Here is an 18,197-nt window from a genome sequence, read left to right as displayed (position 1 = left end):
GCCGCGCACGGGCCGGGCCTCCACGCCAGCTCGCGCCGATCGCGCCGCGCCGGCGCGCGCCGACCGGCCTCGCACCCCGATTGCGGTCATTCGTATCGACCAGGTCCAGCGCGTGCTTGGCGAGGTGCTGCAGTGGACCTATCCCGCCGACGCCGTGCTGTCGCACTGGCTGCGCGCGCACCCCGGCATGGGCGGGCGCGACCGCGCCGAACTGGCCCAGGCGGTCTACGACGTGCTGCGCCATCTGCGGCGCTATCGGCAGTTCGCCGAGAGCGGGGTCGGGCCGGCGACGCGCCGGCTGGCCATCCTGGGCCTGGCGGCCACGATGAATCCCGAGGTCCTGGCCGAGGGGCTGGGCGCCGACGAGGCCGCGTGGCTGCAGCGCATCCAGCGCATCGATCTGGCCACCCTGCCGCTGGCGGTGCGCGCCAGCGTGCCCGACTGGCTCGAAGAGCGGCTGGCGCACCTGGACGACCCGCAGGCCCTGCTGGAAGCCCTGAACCGGCCCGCCAACCTGGATATCCGGGTCAACCCGCTCAAGGCCGAGCGCGACCCCATGCTGGCCGCGTTGCGTGCCGGCCCGGCCGGCCGCTTCGACCCCCAGCCCATGCCTTACTCGCCGTGGGGCATTCGCCTGGCGGGGCATCCGTCGGTCAATCGCTGGCCCCAGTTCGAGGACGGCGGCATCGAGGTGCAGGACGAGGGTAGCCAGCTGCTGGCGCTGCTGGTGGGGCCGCGGCGCGGCGAGATGATCATCGATTTCTGCGCCGGTGCGGGCGGCAAGACCCTGCTGCTGGGCGCCCTGATGCGTTCGACCGGCCGCCTTTACGCGTTCGACGTCTCGGCGGCGCGGCTGGCGCGCGCCAAGCCGCGTTTCGCCCGCAGCGGCCTGTCCAACGTGGTGCCGGTGGCGATCGACAGCGAGAACGACACGCGGGTCAAGCGGCTGGCCGGCAAGGCGCAGCGCGTGCTGGTGGACGCGCCGTGCAGCGGCATCGGCACCCTGCGCCGCAATCCCGACCTGAAATGGCGCCAGCACCCCCAGTCCATCGCCGAAATGTGCGAACTGCAGCACCGCATCCTCAAGAGCGCGGCGCGCTGCGTGGCGCCGGGCGGGCGGCTGGTCTATGCGACCTGCAGCCTGCTGGCCGAGGAAAACGCCGAGCAGGCGGAGCGCTTCCTGGCCGAGCATCCGGATTTCGAGCGTCTCGACGCCGCGCAATTGTTGAGCAACCGTTGCGCAAACCTGACATTGAGCGGTCCCTACGTGCAGCTGCGGCCGGATGTGCATGGCACCGACGGCTTTTTCGCCGCGGTGTTCGAGCGGCGCAAGCCGTCCCCGGCGGCCGCGCCGGAATCCGCCGGCGAGGCGGCCGAAAGCGGGCCAGGCGAACCGGAAGCCGCGGCCGGCTAGTTGCGCGGCACCACCACGATGGCGGCGCTGTCGCGCCGGGACGCGGGCTGGCGGGGTTGGTGGGTGACCTCCCAGGCCACCGTGTCCTGGCCCGGCTGCGTGCCCCGGTACACGATTTGCGTCACGGGCACCGCAGTGTGCGCGCAACGCCCGCCCGGGCCGCTGTTGCCCTGGGACTGCACCACGGTGGCGGTACCCAGGCGCGGCGGCTGCACGATGCGCACCAGCGGCGGACGCAGCGGCGCGCAATCGGCGCCGCGGATCTGGTAATACGACGCCAGCGTCACGCTGTCGCCCACCCGCACGGCAGGGCCGGCGGCCCAGGCGGCGGGCAAGGCAAGGGCGAGAAGGGCGGCGGGTAACAGGCGTAACATCGGCAATGGTCCATGCGGATCGGAGTATCAGCATACAGGCAGCCGGTTGTTTGTAGCAAAATGTATTATTGCTATGGTGCTGGCGGCCCCGCACCCTCATCTACAGGGTGGGCCAGTGGGCGGCAGGGGCCGCGCGCAGTCCGGCCAGATGCCGCTTAGTGCTTGATTTCCCTCAAAAACTATTTTGAAACCACGCTGTCATAAGGGCATCAGGTAGGCTAAACTTTCAGCCACTTTACAAGTGAGGCTCCAAAAAGCTTTATGGATTCCATCCTTTCTTTCATTTCCGGCGGTCTGACCCAAGCCACTTGGTGGCAGATCGTGCTGTTCACCCTGGTCGTGACGCACATCACCATTGTGTCGGTCACGGTGTTCCTGCACCGCAGCCAGGCGCACCGCGGCCTGGACTTGCACCCGGCAGTGATGCATTTCTTCCGCTTCTGGCTCTGGATGACCACCGGCATGGTCACCAAGGAGTGGGTTGCCATCCACCGCAAGCACCACGCCAAGTGCGAGAAGGAAGGCGACCCCCATTCGCCGATGCTGTTCGGCATCTGGAAGGTGCTGTTCCGTGGCGCCGAGCTGTATCGCGAGGAGTCCGCCAACAAGGAAACCATGGCCAAGTTCGGCCACGGCACCCCCGATGACTGGCTCGAGCGCAACATCTATTCCAAGCACAGCCTGGCCGGCGTGCTCACCATGCTGGCCATCGACCTGGCCCTGTTCGGCGCCGTCGGCCTGACGGTCTGGGCGGTGCAGATGGCCTGGATCCCGTTCTGGGCGGCCGGCGTGGTCAACGGCATCGGCCATTACTGGGGCTACCGCAACTACAACAGCCCGGACACCAGCACCAACGTGTTCCCGTGGGGCATCATCATCGGCGGCGAAGAGCTGCACAACAACCACCACGCGCACGGCACCTCGGCCAAGTTCTCGGCCAAGTGGTACGAACTGGACATCGGCTGGGGCTACATCAGCATCCTGAAGTTCTTCGGCCTGGCCAAGGTCAAGAAGGTCGCGCCCAAGCTGAAGCTGGAATCGGGCAGCAAGGGTATCGACCTGAGCACGCTGCAAGGCGTGATCACCCACCGCTACGAAGTCATGGCCCGCTACGGCGACCTGGTCAAGCGCGCCGCGCGTGAAGAACTGAGCAAGCTGAAGTCCTCGCGCCAGCAGGACGCCGCCAATTGCCGCTGGACCACGCTGCGCCGCGTGCGCCGTTGGCTGCACCGCAACGAGGAAGTCCTGCAGCCCGAACAGCGCGCCGAAGTCGACCAGGCGATCGCCCAGAATCAATCGCTGTCGACGCTGGTGCAGATGCGCCGCGAACTCGGCCGCCTCTGGGAAAGCTCCAGCGCCAGCAGCGAGCAGCTGCTGCATGACCTGCAGGCCTGGTGCCAGCGCGCCCAGCAAAGCGGCATCGCCGGGCTCGAGCAATTCGCTCTGCATCTGCGCCGCTACGCGGCATGATGCTGGAAAAGCTCAACCCTGAACAACGCGCTGCAGTAACGCTCGAACCGCAACACGCCCTGGTTCTCGCCGGGGCGGGCAGCGGCAAGACCCGCGTACTGACGACCCGCATGGCCTGGCTGATTCAAACCGGCCAGGCCAGTCCGTTTGCGCTGTTGGCAGTCACCTTTACCAACAAGGCGGCGCGTGAAATGCTCACGCGCATGTCGACGCTGTTGCCGATCGACACGCGCGGCCTGTGGATCGGCACCTTCCACGGCCTGTGCAATCGCATGCTGCGCGCGCACCATCGCGATGCGGGCTTGCCGCAGGCATTCCAGATCCTCGATACCACCGACCAGCTGGCCGCCATCAAGCGCCTGCTCAAGGCGGGCAATATCGACGACGAGAAGTATCCGCCGCGCGACGTGCAACGTTTCATCAACGGCGCCAAGGAAGAGGGGCTGCGTCCCGGCGACGTCGAGGCCTACGATCCGCACCGGCGCAAGCTGATCGAGATCTACCAGCTGTACGAGGCGCAGTGCCAGCGCGAGGGCGTGGTCGATTTCGCCGAACTGCTGTTGCGCGCGTACGAGCTGCTGTCGCGCAACGCGCCGGTGCGCGAGCATTACCAGCGGCGCTTCCGCCATATCCTGGTCGACGAGTTCCAGGACACCAACACGCTGCAGTACAAATGGCTGCGCCTGCTGGCGGGCAACGGGGCGGCGATTTTCGCGGTCGGCGACGACGACCAGTCCATCTATGCGTTTCGCGGCGCCAATGTCGGCAACATGGCCGACTTCGAGCGCGACTATGCGCACGGCCGCGTCATCCGCCTGGAGCAGAACTACCGCTCGTACGGCCACATCCTCGACTCGGCCAACGCCCTCATCGGCCACAATACCGGACGCCTGGGCAAGAACCTCTGGACCGAACAGGGCGAGGGCGAGCCGGTGCGCGTCATCGAACAGCCCTCCGACGGTATGGAGGCGCAATGGCTGGTCGATGAGATCCGCGCGCTGATCAACGACGGCCGCACGCGCAGCGAGATCGCCGTGCTCTACCGCAGCAACGCGCAATCGCGCGTGCTCGAGCATGCGCTGTTCTCGGTGGGCATCCCCTACAAGGTGTACGGGGGCCTGCGCTTCTTCGAGCGCCAGGAGATCAAGCACGCGCTAGCCTATCTGCGCCTGATCGCCAATCCGAACGACGACACCTCCTGGATGCGGGTGGTCAACTTTCCCACCCGCGGCATCGGCGCGCGCACGCTCGAACAGCTCAGCGACGCGGCGCGGGCCCACGACACCAGCCTGTTCGGCGCGGTGGCCCGCGTCGGCGGCAAGGGCGGTTCGAATCTGGCGCAGTTCGCGCAGTTGATCGGACAGATGGCGCACGATACGCGTGAGTTGCCGTTGCCCGAGCTGGTCGACCATGTCATCGAGGCGAGCGGCCTGAAGGCCCACTATCAGACCGAGCGCGAAGGCGCCGAACGCCTGGAGAACCTCAACGAACTGATCACCGCGGCCACCGTGTTCGCGGCCGAGGAAAACTTCGAAGGCTTGCCGGCCGGCGTGGTGCCCGACCACGATGTGAGCGGCGCCCTGGTGGCGGGTGGGGCCGATGCGCCGCAACCCGACACGCTGGGCGGCCTGACACCGTTGGCGGCTTTCCTGTCGCATGCGGCGCTGGAAGCCGGCGACAACCAGGCGCAGGTGGGACAGGACGCGGTGCAGCTGATGACCGTGCACGCCGCCAAGGGCCTTGAGTTCGACGCGGTGTTCATCACCGGCCTTGAAGAGGGGCTGTTCCCGCACGAGAACAGCATCATGGAGCCCGCCGGCCTCGAGGAAGAGCGGCGCCTGATGTACGTCGCGATCACACGGGCGCGGGAAAGGCTGTACCTCAGCCTGGCGCAAAGCCGCATGCTGCACGGCCAGACGCGTTACGCCATGCGTTCGCGCTTTCTCGAGGAAATCCCCGAGCAGCACCTGAAGTGGCTGAGCCCGCGCGCCGGCCTGCAGGGCGGCGGCTTCGGCGGCGCCGCGGCGCCGGCCTGGAGCAGCAGCCGCGGCGACGCCTTCGGCCGCAAGCCTACCGGCACCTCCGCGCCGCGGCAGCCGCGCGGCATGGCCAGCGGCGTCACCGTGGGCGAGCAGCAGTTCCGGGTCGGGCAGGGCGTGCGCCACGCGCGTTTTGGCGACGGCACCATCATTGGCCTGAGCGGCTCGGGGCAGGACGCCCAGGCGCAGATCCAGTTCCGCGACGTGGGCGCCAAGACGCTGGCGCTGGGCATCGCCAAGCTGGACATCATCACGGCCTGAGCCTCGCGTCCTGCGCCCGCTCAGGCGGGGCGCAGGACGCGGCTGGGCCATTCAATAGCGGTATCCCACCTGCAGCCAGATCTCGCGCCCGGTGCGATAGCGCCGCGCATCGGTCAGGCTGTCGCGCGGGGTGGTCGTCAGCGCCGCGATGCGGTTGAGCACATTGAGCACGTCCATTGCCAGGGTGACCTGGCGCGCGAACGGGGGTTGCCAGACAAGGCGGGTGTCCCAGCTCCAGTACGAAGGGACGGCAAGCGACTCGTACATGTCGAGGTAATCCGGGGCGGGGCCCGTGTCCACGAACGCGATCTCCTTGCGCCGCCCATGCCAATTCACGGTATTGCTCCATGTCAGTCCGTGGCGCGGCCAGTGGCCGGTCAGATCCAGCGAGACCTTGTGTGGCAGATTGAAGTTGCTGGGCGGCAATTCCGCCGCCGGGATCCGCTTGCCGTTGTAGTACACATAATCGGCCCGTTCCACGGGCGACGATTCATAGCCCTCGGCCAGGTTCAGGTTGCGCTGGTTGCGCTGGTAGCCCCAGCTGGCCTGGGTATGCCACAGCGTTTCGCCCAGTTGCCACGCTTGCTCGTTGGCCAGCGTCAGATTCCAGCCGTCCGTGCGAGAGTTGCCGTCGTTGGTATAGCGATAACCCTTGCGCGAGTCGCCGCGGCGCGTGACCTGGTCGCGGCCGTTGCGGTGCACGAACGTCAGCACGCCGCGCAGGCCATAGGCGCGCTGTGCCAGCGAGAAGGCCCACTCGTCATCGTAGGGGCTGCGCAAGCCGTCATAGTCCACGCGGGTGATTTCGCGTCCATTGGGCACGGGATTGCCGCGATGGTCCAGCACCTGCTCGCTCAAGCGGCTGAATTCTTCCTGCATGGCGATTTTCAGTACGTGCCCGCCGTAGTAGCGTGACCAACCCGCGCTCAGGACGGTGTCGTCGTTGCCCAGCACGTCCCAGTCCAGGCGCGCCCGGGGCGCCAGCGTCCGGTGGTGCAGGAAGTTGTCCCTGTCATGGCGCAGGCCGGCGCTCAAGGTCCAGCGCCGCCACGTGAGTTCATCCGACGCATACAGCCCCAGCCTCGTGTAGTCGACGTTAACCGAGCCTGGCAGGTGACGGACCTTGCTGAAATGCTTTTCGGTGCCGTCCTCGCGGTGCACCGCCCGGTACGAATACGACTGGTTGTAGCGCTTGAAGCGCGCGCCGATCTGCTCGATCTGCAAGCCCGCATAGGGGGTGTGGCCGACCGGACCGGTCTGGATGGGCGGCAGGTCCAGGCGCGTGGCCAGCGTCAGGTTGCGCTGGCCTTTTTCGTCCTTGCCGTATCCGCCGCTGGCGAATCCGGGGCGTCCGTCGACGAAGTCGTGCTGCACGAACTCGGTATGGGCGGAGTTGCGATGGCTGTCGAAGCGGTCCCATCCCAATTGCGCCGACAGCTTGCCGCCCCGCAACGCATGTTCGATGTTCCAGGTGGCGCCTTGGGCGCCGTGCCGGTTGCGCCAGTCCGTATCGCGGAAGAAGTTGCTCACCAGATGTTCGCGCCGGTCGGCGTGCTTCAGGGTCAGGTCCGTGATCGTGTCGGCATTCAGGCGCAGGCTGAACTTGCCCAGGAGGTTGTCGACGCGGTCCAGGGAGTCGTCGCGCTCGAGGCGGTCCAGGTGGTTGACCGCGCCCACGCGCCAGCGTTCGATCCGCGAAATGCGTCGCGACAGGCCCAGCACCAGGCCGGCGCGCTCGCCGAGCGCGATGTCGGCGGCCGCGGTATAGAAACGCTTGCGCCACGACGGCGTGAAATCCGGCGTACCCTGCAGCCAGTCCTCGGCGTTGCCGGGCGCGATCTTCTGCCGTGTCAGGTTCGAACCGTTCCAGCGATAGTCCAGCTTCACGTGGTTTTCGCCCGACGGCCGGCGCAGGCGCGCGTCCACGACGCCGCCGTTGAATGCGCCGTATTCGACCGGAATGCTGTTGTCGAAGACGCGCACCTCGCCCAGCAGCGCGGTGTCCAGGAAATAGGCCTGCGGGTTGCTGGGAACATCGGTGAAGTTGCGGCTCTTGTTGGCCGGGTCGACCCGGCTGGTAGCCCCGATGCCGTCGATGAGAAACAGGTTCTGGTAGGGGCTGGCGCCGTGGATGGAGAGGTCCTCCACGTTCAGCGATCCCCGGTTGGCGCCGTCGTTCGCGGTGCCGCTTTCGCGTATGGCGGGATGCGCGGCGATCAGCGCGCTGAGGTCTCGGTTGGAGGCCGGCGTGGCGGCGATCTCCTGCTCGGTATAGACGCGCTCGCGCGTCGCGTCCCCGTACACGCGCACCGGTTCGAGCGGCCACGCCGCGGCCGCGTCGGCGCCGCGCACGATGGCATAGCGGTTCGCGCCCGCGGCGCGCCATGTCAGGCCGGAGCCGTGCAGCAGGTGTTGCAGCGCGGCTTGCGGCGTCATCGTGGCGCGCAGCGCCGGCGCCCGCTTACGTGCGGCCTCGCGGGCGTCGAACGAGAGCGTCACGCCGGCTTGCCGGGCGTATGCCCGCAGGGCAGCGTCCAGGGGCTGGGCGGGAAGATCGAAGGCGAGGGCGGGAGCGTGCGTCGCCGCGTGGGTTGCCGAGGCGGTGCAGAACAGCAACGCGGCCAGAATGGTGCGTTGGCGCCTCTTGAGGATGGATTTCGACATGCGTGCCTTCCGGACTGAGTGAAATACAGTCGTGCAAGAGCATGCGTATCGAACGCAAGGAGGATGCCGGGCGTGGGCGGCAAGGTGGCCGCGTATCCAGGCTCATGGGGCGTTCTGGAAACCCAGGCAATGCCGCGAGCTCGGCGGGGCTCAGGTCCAGCGGGCGCGGCCCGCCGCGCATCAGAGTGGCGCGCCGCGGCAGCGGCGGCGTCGATAATGAAGGGGGAATGCTTCCGAGTGCGAGGGCATGGCGCCGGCGCGGTACTGCGCGGTCAGAGTCGAATTCGCGGCGGAGTATAGGTGATCTTGAGTCTTGCTGGTTTTGAGTTGGGAATCTTCCTACGCCCTTGTGTGCGCAGGCGCCGCGCTCAGGCGGCGTTGTCCTGCTCGATCTCTTCGAGTGCCTGCTGGATCTCCAGCCATTGCTCCTCGAGGTCATTGAGGCGTTTGCCGGATTCGCCGTGTTCGGCCATCACTTGCTGGCGCTCGGTCCGTCGCGCGTCGGAATAGAGATCGGCGTCGGCGATCACGGCATCCAGTTCCTGCAGGCGGGCGCGGGCGCGCTCCATGTCGGCCTCGACCTTCGCCAGCTTGGCGGCCAGCGGCTTGCGCAGCGTGGCCAGGCGTTGCCGTTGCTCGGCCTCGAGCCGGCGCTGGGCCTTGCGGTCGACGGCCACGCCCGGCTCGCCGGCGGCGGCTTCGCGCGCGGCGGCGCGTTCGCCGGCGTTGCGGGCGGCCAGCCAGTCCCGATAGTCTTCGAGATCGCCGTCGAACTCGCGCACGCCGCCATCGGCCACGATCCAGAAGCTGTCGACCGTGGTGCGCAGCAGGTGCCGGTCGTGCGATACCAGCAGCATGCTGCCGGAGAATTCCGCGAGCGCCGTGGCCAGCGCCTCGCGCGTCTCCACGTCCAGGTGGTTGCTGGGTTCGTCGAGCAGCAGCAGGTTGGGCTTTTGCCAGACGATCAGCGACAGGGCGAGGCGGGCTTTCTCGCCGCCGGACATGGGGCCGACCTTGCCCAGCACGGTGTCGCCGGAAAAGCCGAAACCGCCCAGGTAGTTGCGCAGCTCCTGTTCGCGCACCTCCGGAGCCAGCCGCGCGAGGTGCGCGAGCGGCGTGCTGTCGAGGTCCAGCATGTCGAGCTGGTGCTGGTGGAAGTAGCCGATCGCCAGCCCGCGCGACGCGCGCCGCGTGCCGGCATGCGGGGCCAGCTCGTCGGCCAGCGTCTTGATCAGGGTGCTCTTGCCGGCGCCGTTGGCGCCCAGCACGCCGATGCGGCTGCCGGCTCGCACCATCAGCGTGACATCGCGCAGAATGGGTTCGGCGCCGCCGTAGCCGGCATCCATGTGCTCCATGGCCAGCAGCGGGTCGGGCATGTGGTCGGGCGAGGGAATGCGGATATCGATGCCCGATTCGGCGTGGATGGGCGCCAGCGCCTCCATGCGCGCCAGCGCCTTGACCCGGCTTTGCGCCTGCTTGGCCTTGGAAGCCTTGGCCTTGAAACGATCGATGAAACCCTGCAGCCGGGCGGCTTCGCGCGTCTGGCGTTCGTAGGCGATATTGGCCTGGCGCAGGCGTTCGGCGCGCTGCAGCAGGAAGTCCTGGTAGCCGCCCCGATAGCGCTGCAGCCTGGCCTGGTCGAAGTGCAGGATGGCGCGCGCCACCGCATCCAGGAATTCCGTGTCGTGCGAAATCAGCAGGACCGTGCCGGGATAGGCGCCCAGCCATTTCTCCAGCCACAGCATGGCGTCGAGGTCCAGGTGGTTGGTCGGCTCGTCGAGCAGCAGCAGCTCCGATGGCGCCATCAGCGCGCGCGCCAATGCCAGCCGCATGCGCCAGCCGCCGGAGAAACTGCTCACCGGCTGCATCCATTCGGAGGGCTTGAATCCCAGGCCCGCGAGCAGCTGCTCGGCGCGCGAGGCGGCGCTCCAGGCGCCCGCCTCGGTCAGCGCGGCTTCGGTTTCGGCGATCTGCGTGCCCTGCTCGTCGGTCAGCCCGGCACGCTGGGCCTGCAGCGCGCGCAGATGGGTGTCGCCGTCGATGACGAACTCGCGCGCCGCTTGCGCGTCGGCGGCGATCTCCTGTTGCACGCTGGCGATGCGCCAGCCCGCGGGCAGGTCCAGGTTGCCGGCGTCGGGGTCCAGCGCGCCGGTCAGCAGCGCGAACAGCGAGGATTTGCCCGCGCCGTTCTTGCCGACGATGCCGACGCGTTCGCCGGGATGCACAACGAAATCGGCGCCGTCGAGCAGCACTTTGGTGCCGCGGCGCAGGGTCAAGCCAGAAGCGCGTATCACGTGTTCAATTGTTCGCGGGTAAGCAGCAGAATCTGGTCCGAGGATTCCGCGGTGTCCAGCCATACCGGCTGCAGATCAGGGAAGGCCGCCTCGAAGTGATCGCGCTCGTGGCCGATTTCCAGCACCAGCACGCCGCCGGCGGACAGGTAGCCGGGCGCGGCGGCCAGGATGCGGCGCACCAGGTCCATGCCATCGGCGCCGCCGGCCAGCGCCAGCGCGGGTTCGTGGCGGTACTCCTGGGGCAGCGCATCCATCGAGGCCTGGTTGACGTAGGGCGGATTGCAGACGATGACGTCATAGGCGGTCGCGGGCAGGGCGTCGAACAGGTTGCCCTGGTGCAAGGCCAGGCGGTCCTGCAAGCCGTACTCGGCGACATTGCGCGCGGCGACTTCCAGCGCGTCGGGCGAGACGTCGACGGCGTCGACCAGCGCGTTGGGAAATGCCAGCGCGGCCAGGATGGCCAGGCAGCCCGACCCCGTGCACATGTCCAGCGCGCGTTCGACCTGCAGGGGGTCCCGCACCCAGGGCGACAGCCCCTCGTCGAGCAGTTCGGCGATCGGCGAGCGCGGCACGATCACACGGCGGTCGACATGGAAGCGATGGCCGCGCAGCCAGGCCTCGCCGGTCAGGTAGGCGGCCGGCAGGCGTTCGGTGACGCGTCGGTCTATCAGGTCGAGCACGCGGCTGCGTTCGCCGGGCAGGACGCGCGCATCCAGGAACGGATCGAGCGTGTCGGGCGGCAGATGCAGGCCATGCAGCACCAGGTAGACCGCCTCGTCCCAGGCATTGTCGGAACCATGGCCCAGCGCGACACGGGCCGCGTTCAGGCGCGACACCGCGTAGCGGATCAGGTCGCGCAGGGTCTGCAGCTCTTGGCGATTATTGTTTTGCATGGAGGATCAGTCGGCCAGCAGCAGGTTTTCCAGCGTGCGGCGGTAGATGTTCTTCAAGGGCGCGAGGCTGGACAGCTCGATGCGCTCGTTGACCTTGTGGATCGTGGCGTTGCAGGGTCCGAACTCGATGACCTGCGGGCAGATCCTGGCGATGAAGCGGCCATCGGACGTGCCGCCGGTGGTCGAGAGCTCGGCCTGCAATCCGGTTTCGGCCTGGATCGCCGACACCAGCGCATCGGTCAGCGAGCCGCGCGGCGTCAGGAACGGTTCGCCGCCCAGTTCCCAGTCGAGCTGGTACTCCAGGCCGTGACGGTCCAGCACCTCATGCACGCGCGTCTTGAGAGCTTCGGGCGTGCTGGCGGTGGAAAAGCGGAAATTGAACAGCGCGACCGCCTCGCCCGGCACGACGTTGGTCGCGCCCGTGCCGGCGTGCAGGTTCGACACCTGGAACGTGGTGGGCGGGAAGTATTCGTTGCCCTGGTCCCATTCGATGGCGACCAGTTCGGTCAGCGCCGGAGCCAGTTGATGCACCGGGTTGCGCGCCAGGTGCGGGTACGCGACGTGGCCTTGCACGCCCTTGACCAGCAGGCGCCCCGACAGCGAGCCGCGCCGTCCGTTCTTGCATACGTCGCCCAGCGCCTCGGTGGAGGTCGGTTCGCCGACGATGCAGTAGTCGAGCTGCTCGCCGCGCTGGCGCAGCTCGTCGCAGACGATCACCGTTCCGTCGACTGCCGGGCCCTCTTCGTCGGAGGTGATCAGCAGGGCGATCGAGCCGGGATGTTCGGGGTGCGCCGCCACGAATTCCTCGGCCGCCACCACGAAGGCGGCGATCGAGCTTTTCATGTCGGCGGCACCTCTGCCGTACAGGAATCCGTCGCGCTCGGTCGGCACGAAGGGATCGCTGTCCCATTTGTCGCGCGGACCCGGCGGCACCACGTCGGTATGGCCGGCGAACACCGTCAGGGGCGCGCCGGCGCCGCGTCGCGCCCACAGGTTGGTCACGCCGCCGCGCGCAATGGTCTCGCATTGGAAACCGATGCGCTCCAGGCGCTGCGCCAGCAGCATCTGGCAATCCACATCGTCGGGCGTGACCGAGGGACGGGCGATCAGATCCTTGACCAGATCCAGTACGGCAGATGCGGTCATCAGGCCCTCAGCAGGTCATTGATGCTGGTCTTGGCGCGGGTCTGCGCGTCGACGCGCTTGACGATCACCGCGCAGGCCAGGCTGTGCGAGCCATCCTCGGACGGCAGCGAGCCGGGAACCACGACCGAGCCCGACGGCACGCGGCCGTACGAAACCTTGCCGGTGGCGCGATCGTAGATCTTGGTGCTTTGCGACAGGTACACGCCCATCGCCAGCACCGAGTTCTCCTCGACCACCACGCCCTCGACGACTTCCGAGCGCGCGCCGATGAAGCAGTTGTCCTCGATGATGGTGGGATTGGCCTGCAGCGGTTCGAGCACGCCGCCGATGCCCACGCCGCCGGACAGGTGCACGTTCTTGCCGATCTGCGCGCACGAGCCCACGGTGGCCCAGGTGTCGACCATGGTGCCTTCATCGACATAGGCGCCGATGTTGACGTAGGAGGGCATCAGCACCACGTTGCGGGCGATGAAGGCGCCGCGGCGCGCCACGGCCGGAGGCACCACGCGGTAGCCGCCGGTCTTGAAGGCGGCTTCGCCGTAGCCGGCGAACTTGGTCGGCACCTTGTCGTAGAACTGCAGCGGGCCCTGGCCCATGACGACATTGTCGTGCAGCCGGAACGACAGCAGCACGGCCTTCTTGATCCATTGGTGCACGATCCATTGATCGTCGATTTTTTCGGCCACGCGCAGGCGGCCCATGTCCAATCCGTCGATCGTATGTTCGACGGCATCGCGCACTTCGGCGCTCGCGTCGACGGGCGACAGGTTGGCCCGGTTTTCCCAGGCTTGTTCGATGGTGGTCTGCAGGTCGAGAGTCATGACGGCTCAGCTATTCCAGGGTTGATCAAATGGAGGTTCTTGCAAAATGGGCGATGCGCTCGGCGGCCTGGACGCATTGGTCCAGCGGCGCCACCAGCGCGATCCGTATGCGGCCTTGGCCGGGGTTGGCATTGTGCGCTTCGCGCGCCAGCAGGCTGCCCGGCAGCACCGTGACGCCGGTACGGCCATACAGCCCGCGCGCAAACGCGGTATCCGAGCCAGGCGTGGCGGCCCACAGGTAGAACGAGGCCTGCGGCGCGCGCACGTCCAGTACGCTCTGCAGGATAGGCAGCACGGCGTCGAACTTGGCGCGATACTGGCGCCGGTTCTCCTGCACATGCGTCTCGTCGGACCACGCGGCGATGCTGGCGGCCGAGACCACCGGGCTCATGGCGCTGCCGTGGTAGGTACGGTACAGCAGGAAACGCGCCAGCAGCGCGGCGTCGCCGGCCACGAACCCCGAGCGCATGCCGGGCACGTTCGACCGCTTGGACAGGCTGGAGAACGCCATCAGGTTCGTGTAGCGGTCGCGGCCCAGGCGGCGCGCCGCCTGCAGGCTGCCCAGCGGAGGATTGTCCTCGTCCAGGTAGATTTCCGAATAGCACTCGTCCGAGGCGATCACGAAACCATGGCGATCGGACAGCTCGAACAGCGTGCGCCATTCTTCCAGGCTCATCACGTTGCCGGCGGGGTTGCCCGGCGAGCACACGAACACCAGCTGCGTCCTGCGCCAGACGTCGTCGGGCACGCGCGCCCAGTCGCAGCCGAAATCGCGCGCCGGGTCGGCGTTGACGTAATAGGGGGTGGCGCCGGCCAGCAGGGCCGCGCCTTCGTAGATCTGGTAGAACGGATTGGGGCACACCACCAGCGCGCCGGCCGAGGGATCGATGACGGTCTGGGCGAAGGAGAACAACGCCTCGCGCGACCCGAGCACCGGCAGCACTTCGCTCTCGGGATCGGGCGCGGGAATGCTGTAGCGGCGCGCCAGCCACTGCGAGATCGCCTGGCGCAAGGCCGGCTCGCCCTTGGTCGACGGATAGACCGACAGGCCCGCCAGGTTGGCGGCGATCGCCTGGCCTACGCAGGCCGGAGCCGCGTGCTTGGGCTCGCCGATCGACAGGTTGATGGGGGGCAGGTCGTGCGTCGGCGTACCAGCGTCCGCAAGCAAGGCCCGCAATTTTTCAAAAGGATAAGGATGCAAGGCATCGAGGCGCGGATTCATGGGGCGTGATTTTAACAAGCAAGCTACAATAGCGGGCTTGGCTTTGCGAAGGTGGCGAAATTGGTAGACGCACCAGGTTTAGGTCCTGACGCCGTAACAGGTGTGCGGGTTCGAGTCCCGCCCTTCGCACCAACTTATTGACACCCGTTGATCGCTATTATCAATTCTTTTTGAATCAACGGGTTGGCCAGCGGCCCGGGCGGGCGCATCCGAGGCCGGTGCGACATACGCTTGCGGGCCCGCTTGCCTGGCGGCGCGGCGCGTTCTGCCCGCCATGCGGCCATCCATCATCGCTTCCCCCTGCCCAAAAAGGAACTGCCGCGATCCCTTGTGGGGATGGCGGCAGTCCGACTGCGCACGCGTGCGCCGGCCGGGGATAGGCCGGCCGATGCTCAGTTGCGGGGCGGGTAGTCGAGTTCGCCGAATGTGTATTGGCCGCCGGCCTTGGCCTGGGCCAGTTCGGCCTTGACCTGGTCGCGGCTCGGGACGGCCGTGCTGCCGATCTGCGCGGCGGGGTATTCCAGTTCGCCGAACGTGTATTGGCCATTGGCCTTGGCTTGCGCCAGTTCGGCCTGCACCTGGGCGCGGCTCGGCGCATTGGCGTCGGTCTGGCCGTAGACACCCTGGTAGGGCAGGTTGTTGGGTTCGGCGTTGGGCGCGGCCTGGGCGCCTGCGCTCAGCAGGCCGAGCGACAGCAGCAGGGCGGTGGCAAGGGTTTTCATGGTAATTCCTCCGGTTCGCTTGGATGGTGGGACCCCGGACGCGGCGGACTTTTCTTCCGTCGTAGTTCGTTGTTTCGTTTCCCAATGGCTGCATTGTGCACGCGCGTCTGATCCGGATAAACCCTGATTTTTGGTAAAGATTATTCCATTTTTATAGGCAATTCTCTGGAATAAACAGGATCATTGCATGAATGTAATGATCGGCAGGGACAGGAAGGAGACTTGCTGGGAGCGGGCGAGCCACGCCCGTCGTCAAGGCGATTTCGCGATTTGGGCCGGAATTGCCCTTGTTTCCGTCGGTTTGGCCGTTGGCTTACTTTTTAAAATTCGATTTTGTATTTTGTATCGAAAATATTTCGAGTTTTGACAAGGCGGCACCTGCAATGAAACCGACGTCGATCCTGGCATGTTTGCCCCGCTACCTCGGCGCCTGCGCGCTGGCCACGCTGGCTGTCGCGGCGTTCGCGCCGGCGCAGGCACAGACCTCGCTGCCCGCGGGGTTCGGCTTCGCCGAGGTTCGGCAGTATTTCTCCGGCCTGTCGCCCGATGCCCTGCGCCAGCAGGCGTCGTGGCTGGCGCCGGCGCAGTTGCGGCCCTATCTGTCGAGCCTGTCTGACGCGCAATTGCGGCAGTATGTGCAGGCGCTGACGCCGGGGCAGATCACGCAGGGACTGGCGGCGTTGACGCCCGCGCAGCGCGCGCGGCTGCAGCGCGAATTCGAACGGCAGGCGCGCCGGCAAGTGCAGCAGGCGGTACGGGCCGAGGTCGCCGCGCGCAGCGCGCGGGCGGTGGCGATGGGGCAGAGCGCGTCGATGTTGCTGCTCGATGCCGAGATGGGAACCCTGGCGCAGCGCCAGGGCGACCTGCGTCGCGGCCACGACGAGGGCGCCTTCTGGGCGCGCGGCAGCGCGAACCGCTTCAAGGTCGATACGCCGGACACGCCGGCGTTCGACCTGCGCGTGGAGTACCTGGCGCTGGGCGCCGATCATGGCTGGCGCCTGGACACGGGGCGGCTTTATCTGGGCGCCTACGCCGGCGTCTCGCGCGCCCGCATGGACGACAACGACCTCATGCATGGCCGGATCGAGAGCCGCTTCCTGGGCACCTACCTGACTTACGTGGACAACGGCGGGTTCTACGTCGACGCGGTCAGCAAGCTGGGCCGCATCGACGAGTCCGTGTCGTTCGACCTGCCGTTGGGGCTGGGCGACTACGACGACGATGTGTCGCATACGACCTATACGGGCAGTATCGAGGCCGGTTACCACTTCAAGCTGCCGCAACGCTGGTTCGTCGAGCCGCAGGCGCAGGTGATCTACTCGCGCAGCAGCCAGACCTCGGTGCAGGGGCGGGCAGGCGTGCGCGCGGGCCGGGACTATACGCTGGCCGGCGGCGCGACCTTGCGCCCGTATGTCAGCGCCTCGTATCTGCACGAGTTCTCGCACGACGACTCGGTCGACTTCGGCGGCAAGTCGTACGATGCCGAACTGCCCGGCAGCCGCTGGCAGCTTGGCGCCGGCGCGGCGCTGGACGTCGGGGCGCATCGCGCCTACGCGGATCTGCGCTATGGGCACGGCGCCAACATCAGCCAGGACCTGTCGCTGAACATCGGCTACGCGTACCGCTTCTAGCGCGCGGGGCCGCGCCACGGGGCCGCCTATAATGGCGGCCCGTTTGTCTTCCCAGGCGCCCGCCTTTCGATCTCATGGTCTACGAGGATTTTTTCTGGTTCATGGCCGCGCTGGTGGCGCTGGCCCTGGTCGGCGGCGCGCTGTTCGGCCGCCTGGGACGGCTTGCCCACAGCGTCATCGCCATGCTGGGGCTGGCGATCGCGGTCGGCGTGGCGGTGTTGCTGGGCGCGCGGGGCGAGGACGTGGGGCCCTATGCGCCCCTGCTGGCGATCGCCGCGTTCATGTTCTGCCTGATGATCGGCGGCGCGGCAACGCTGGTTACGCGCCGCGTAAGGCGACGTCATTTGACGCACTGAGCGCGCCACCGGGCGCGCCGGCTTTTTCTTGGACAATCATCATGGATATTTCCAGTCACCAGCTTGCCGAACTTGCCAATGGCGTTTGCCTGGAAACCCGCGTGGATGGCGAGATCATCGGCACCTATGTGGTGCTGGGGCCCGCCGACCTGGACGCCATCGCGGACATCGTGCCGCGCCAGCGCGTGGAAGAGGGGGCCGACATTCACGCGGCGGCGGTGGCCAGCGTCGACGGGGCGCAAATGGAGATCGACCAGGTCATCGAGAACATGAATCCCGGCGATGTCGCGGTGTTCTTCTGCGCCGATGGCGACTGCTACGGCGCCGCGCTGGACCTGCTGGGCCTGCCGATCGACGAGTAGCCGCCGCGGGCCGGCCGGCGGCCTGGCGGACGCTGCATAAGCACATTACCGGGGTGCAAATATTTGCGTAAAAAATAAGCATCGTGGCACGGCAGTTGCTCTTTGTTGCAATATTGGCACGCGTTTTTGAGGATTATGTTGACTTGTGAGGGGAACCTGACGATAGTGTCGGCACACACGAAATCAAGCGTTGCAATGTTTGTTCAGTGCCGTGCCTTCTCCGGCGTCCGCGTTATTGTTCTACTGCCCCTCCTTGATTGATTCGTGGTCCCGGGTCTCGGCCCATTAATTTCTAGGAAACACAGTATGGAAACCGGCGTCGTTAAGTGGTTCAACGCGGAAAAAGGTTATGGCTTCATCACTCCGGAAGCGGGCGGCAAGGATTTGTTCGCGCACTTCTCGGAAATCCAGGCCAATGGCTTCAAGTCGTTGGAAGAGAACCAGCGCGTCAGCTTCGTGACGGCGATGGGCCCGAAGGGTCCTCAGGCGACGAAGATCCAGATTCTGTAAGAATCTGAGCGCGTCCAT

15 protein-coding genes and 1 tRNA gene are annotated in these 18,197 nt (G+C 67.0%); 8 read left to right on the top strand and 8 right to left on the bottom strand.

Translation table 11 applies throughout. The features are described from left to right. Positions 1-112: 112 nt before the first annotated feature. Positions 113-1,414 carry an RsmB/NOP family class I SAM-dependent RNA methyltransferase gene (locus CAL11_RS13470; protein WP_086094586.1) on the top strand — a complete coding sequence of 434 codons (1,302 nt, stop codon included), beginning with the start codon at positions 113-115 and terminating at the stop codon, positions 1,412-1,414. On the opposite strand, the gene CAL11_RS13465 is transcribed toward CAL11_RS13470, so the two are convergent. Then, entirely contained in the window at positions 1,411-1,788 is a 378-nt protein-coding gene (locus CAL11_RS13465) for a hypothetical protein (protein ID WP_033461439.1), read from the bottom strand. The genes CAL11_RS13470 and CAL11_RS13465 overlap by 4 nt on opposite strands. A 261-nt stretch (positions 1,789-2,049) precedes the next feature. On the opposite strand from CAL11_RS13465, the gene CAL11_RS13460 reads away from it, so the two are divergent. Further along, entirely contained in the window at positions 2,050-3,258 is a 1,209-nt protein-coding gene (locus tag CAL11_RS13460; protein ID WP_003812548.1) for a DesA family fatty acid desaturase, read from the top strand. After that, positions 3,255-5,558, top strand: coding sequence for a UvrD-helicase domain-containing protein (locus CAL11_RS13455; protein WP_086093237.1), 2,304 nt, complete (start codon positions 3,255-3,257; stop codon positions 5,556-5,558). The genes CAL11_RS13460 and CAL11_RS13455 overlap by 4 nt, the downstream gene beginning before the upstream one ends. 51 nt (positions 5,559-5,609) lie before the next feature. On the opposite strand, the gene CAL11_RS13450 is transcribed toward CAL11_RS13455, so the two are convergent. The 6 genes from CAL11_RS13450 to dapC all read right to left on the bottom strand — a co-directional run bounded on the left by CAL11_RS13450 (position 5,610) and on the right by dapC (position 14,598). Then, positions 5,610-8,222 (bottom strand): TonB-dependent receptor, encoded by a 2,613-nt coding sequence (locus CAL11_RS13450; protein WP_086093236.1) that lies wholly within the window; start codon positions 8,220-8,222, stop codon positions 5,610-5,612. 368 nt (positions 8,223-8,590) lie between these two features. Continuing rightward, positions 8,591-10,516 (bottom strand): ABC-F family ATP-binding cassette domain-containing protein, encoded by a 1,926-nt coding sequence (locus CAL11_RS13445; RefSeq protein WP_080699667.1) that lies wholly within the window; start codon positions 10,514-10,516, stop codon positions 8,591-8,593. Continuing rightward, complete coding sequence (gene prmB, locus CAL11_RS13440) at positions 10,513-11,409, bottom strand: 50S ribosomal protein L3 N(5)-glutamine methyltransferase (protein WP_068926528.1); 897 nt, start codon at positions 11,407-11,409, stop codon at positions 10,513-10,515. The genes CAL11_RS13445 and prmB overlap by 4 nt, the downstream gene beginning before the upstream one ends. Before the next feature lie 6 nt (positions 11,410-11,415). Continuing rightward, positions 11,416-12,555, bottom strand: coding sequence for a succinyl-diaminopimelate desuccinylase (gene dapE, locus CAL11_RS13435; protein WP_033461452.1), 1,140 nt, complete (start codon positions 12,553-12,555; stop codon positions 11,416-11,418). Further along, entirely contained in the window at positions 12,555-13,376 is an 822-nt protein-coding gene (dapD, locus tag CAL11_RS13430; RefSeq protein WP_033461455.1) for a 2,3,4,5-tetrahydropyridine-2,6-dicarboxylate N-succinyltransferase, read from the bottom strand. Before dapD ends, dapE begins: the two co-directional genes overlap by 1 nt. Positions 13,377-13,401: 25 nt before the next feature. Beyond that, positions 13,402-14,598 carry a succinyldiaminopimelate transaminase gene (gene dapC / locus CAL11_RS13425; protein ID WP_033461457.1) on the bottom strand — a complete coding sequence of 399 codons (1,197 nt, stop codon included), beginning with the start codon at positions 14,596-14,598 and terminating at the stop codon, positions 13,402-13,404. 45 nt (positions 14,599-14,643) lie between these two features. Between dapC and CAL11_RS13420 the strand changes: the two genes are divergently transcribed. After that, positions 14,644-14,730: transfer RNA gene (locus CAL11_RS13420), tRNA-Leu, on the top strand. Between the two features lie 260 nt (positions 14,731-14,990). On the opposite strand, the gene CAL11_RS13415 is transcribed toward CAL11_RS13420, so the two are convergent. Next, positions 14,991-15,320, bottom strand: a complete 330-nt coding sequence (locus tag CAL11_RS13415) for a DUF4148 domain-containing protein (protein ID WP_033461458.1) — start codon at positions 15,318-15,320, stop codon at positions 14,991-14,993. 383 nt (positions 15,321-15,703) lie between these two features. Here CAL11_RS13415 and phg point away from each other — a divergent pair, with 383 nt between their 5' ends. The 4 genes from phg (at position 15,704) to CAL11_RS13395 (ending at position 18,179) form a co-directional block, all read left to right on the top strand. Further along, complete coding sequence (gene phg, locus CAL11_RS13410; protein WP_086093235.1) at positions 15,704-16,951, top strand: autotransporter Phg; 1,248 nt, start codon at positions 15,704-15,706, stop codon at positions 16,949-16,951. A 74-nt stretch (positions 16,952-17,025) separates the two neighbouring features. After that, positions 17,026-17,307 (top strand): membrane protein, encoded by a 282-nt coding sequence (locus CAL11_RS13405; RefSeq protein ID WP_003812526.1) that lies wholly within the window; start codon positions 17,026-17,028, stop codon positions 17,305-17,307. Between the two features lie 41 nt (positions 17,308-17,348). Continuing rightward, positions 17,349-17,669, top strand: coding sequence for a hypothetical protein (locus CAL11_RS13400; RefSeq protein ID WP_033461460.1), 321 nt, complete (start codon positions 17,349-17,351; stop codon positions 17,667-17,669). Positions 17,670-17,975: 306 nt separating this feature from the next. After that, entirely contained in the window at positions 17,976-18,179 is a 204-nt protein-coding gene (locus CAL11_RS13395) for a cold-shock protein (protein WP_010930551.1), read from the top strand. Positions 18,180-18,197 lie beyond the last annotated feature (18 nt).

The organism is Bordetella genomosp. 6 (genome assembly GCF_002119705.1).
Lineage (GTDB): Bacteria > Pseudomonadota > Gammaproteobacteria > Burkholderiales > Burkholderiaceae_B > Bordetella > Bordetella bronchiseptica_F.
The sequence above is the reverse complement of the archived record's forward strand: the minus strand, read 5'-3'. Positions and strand labels throughout refer to the sequence as shown.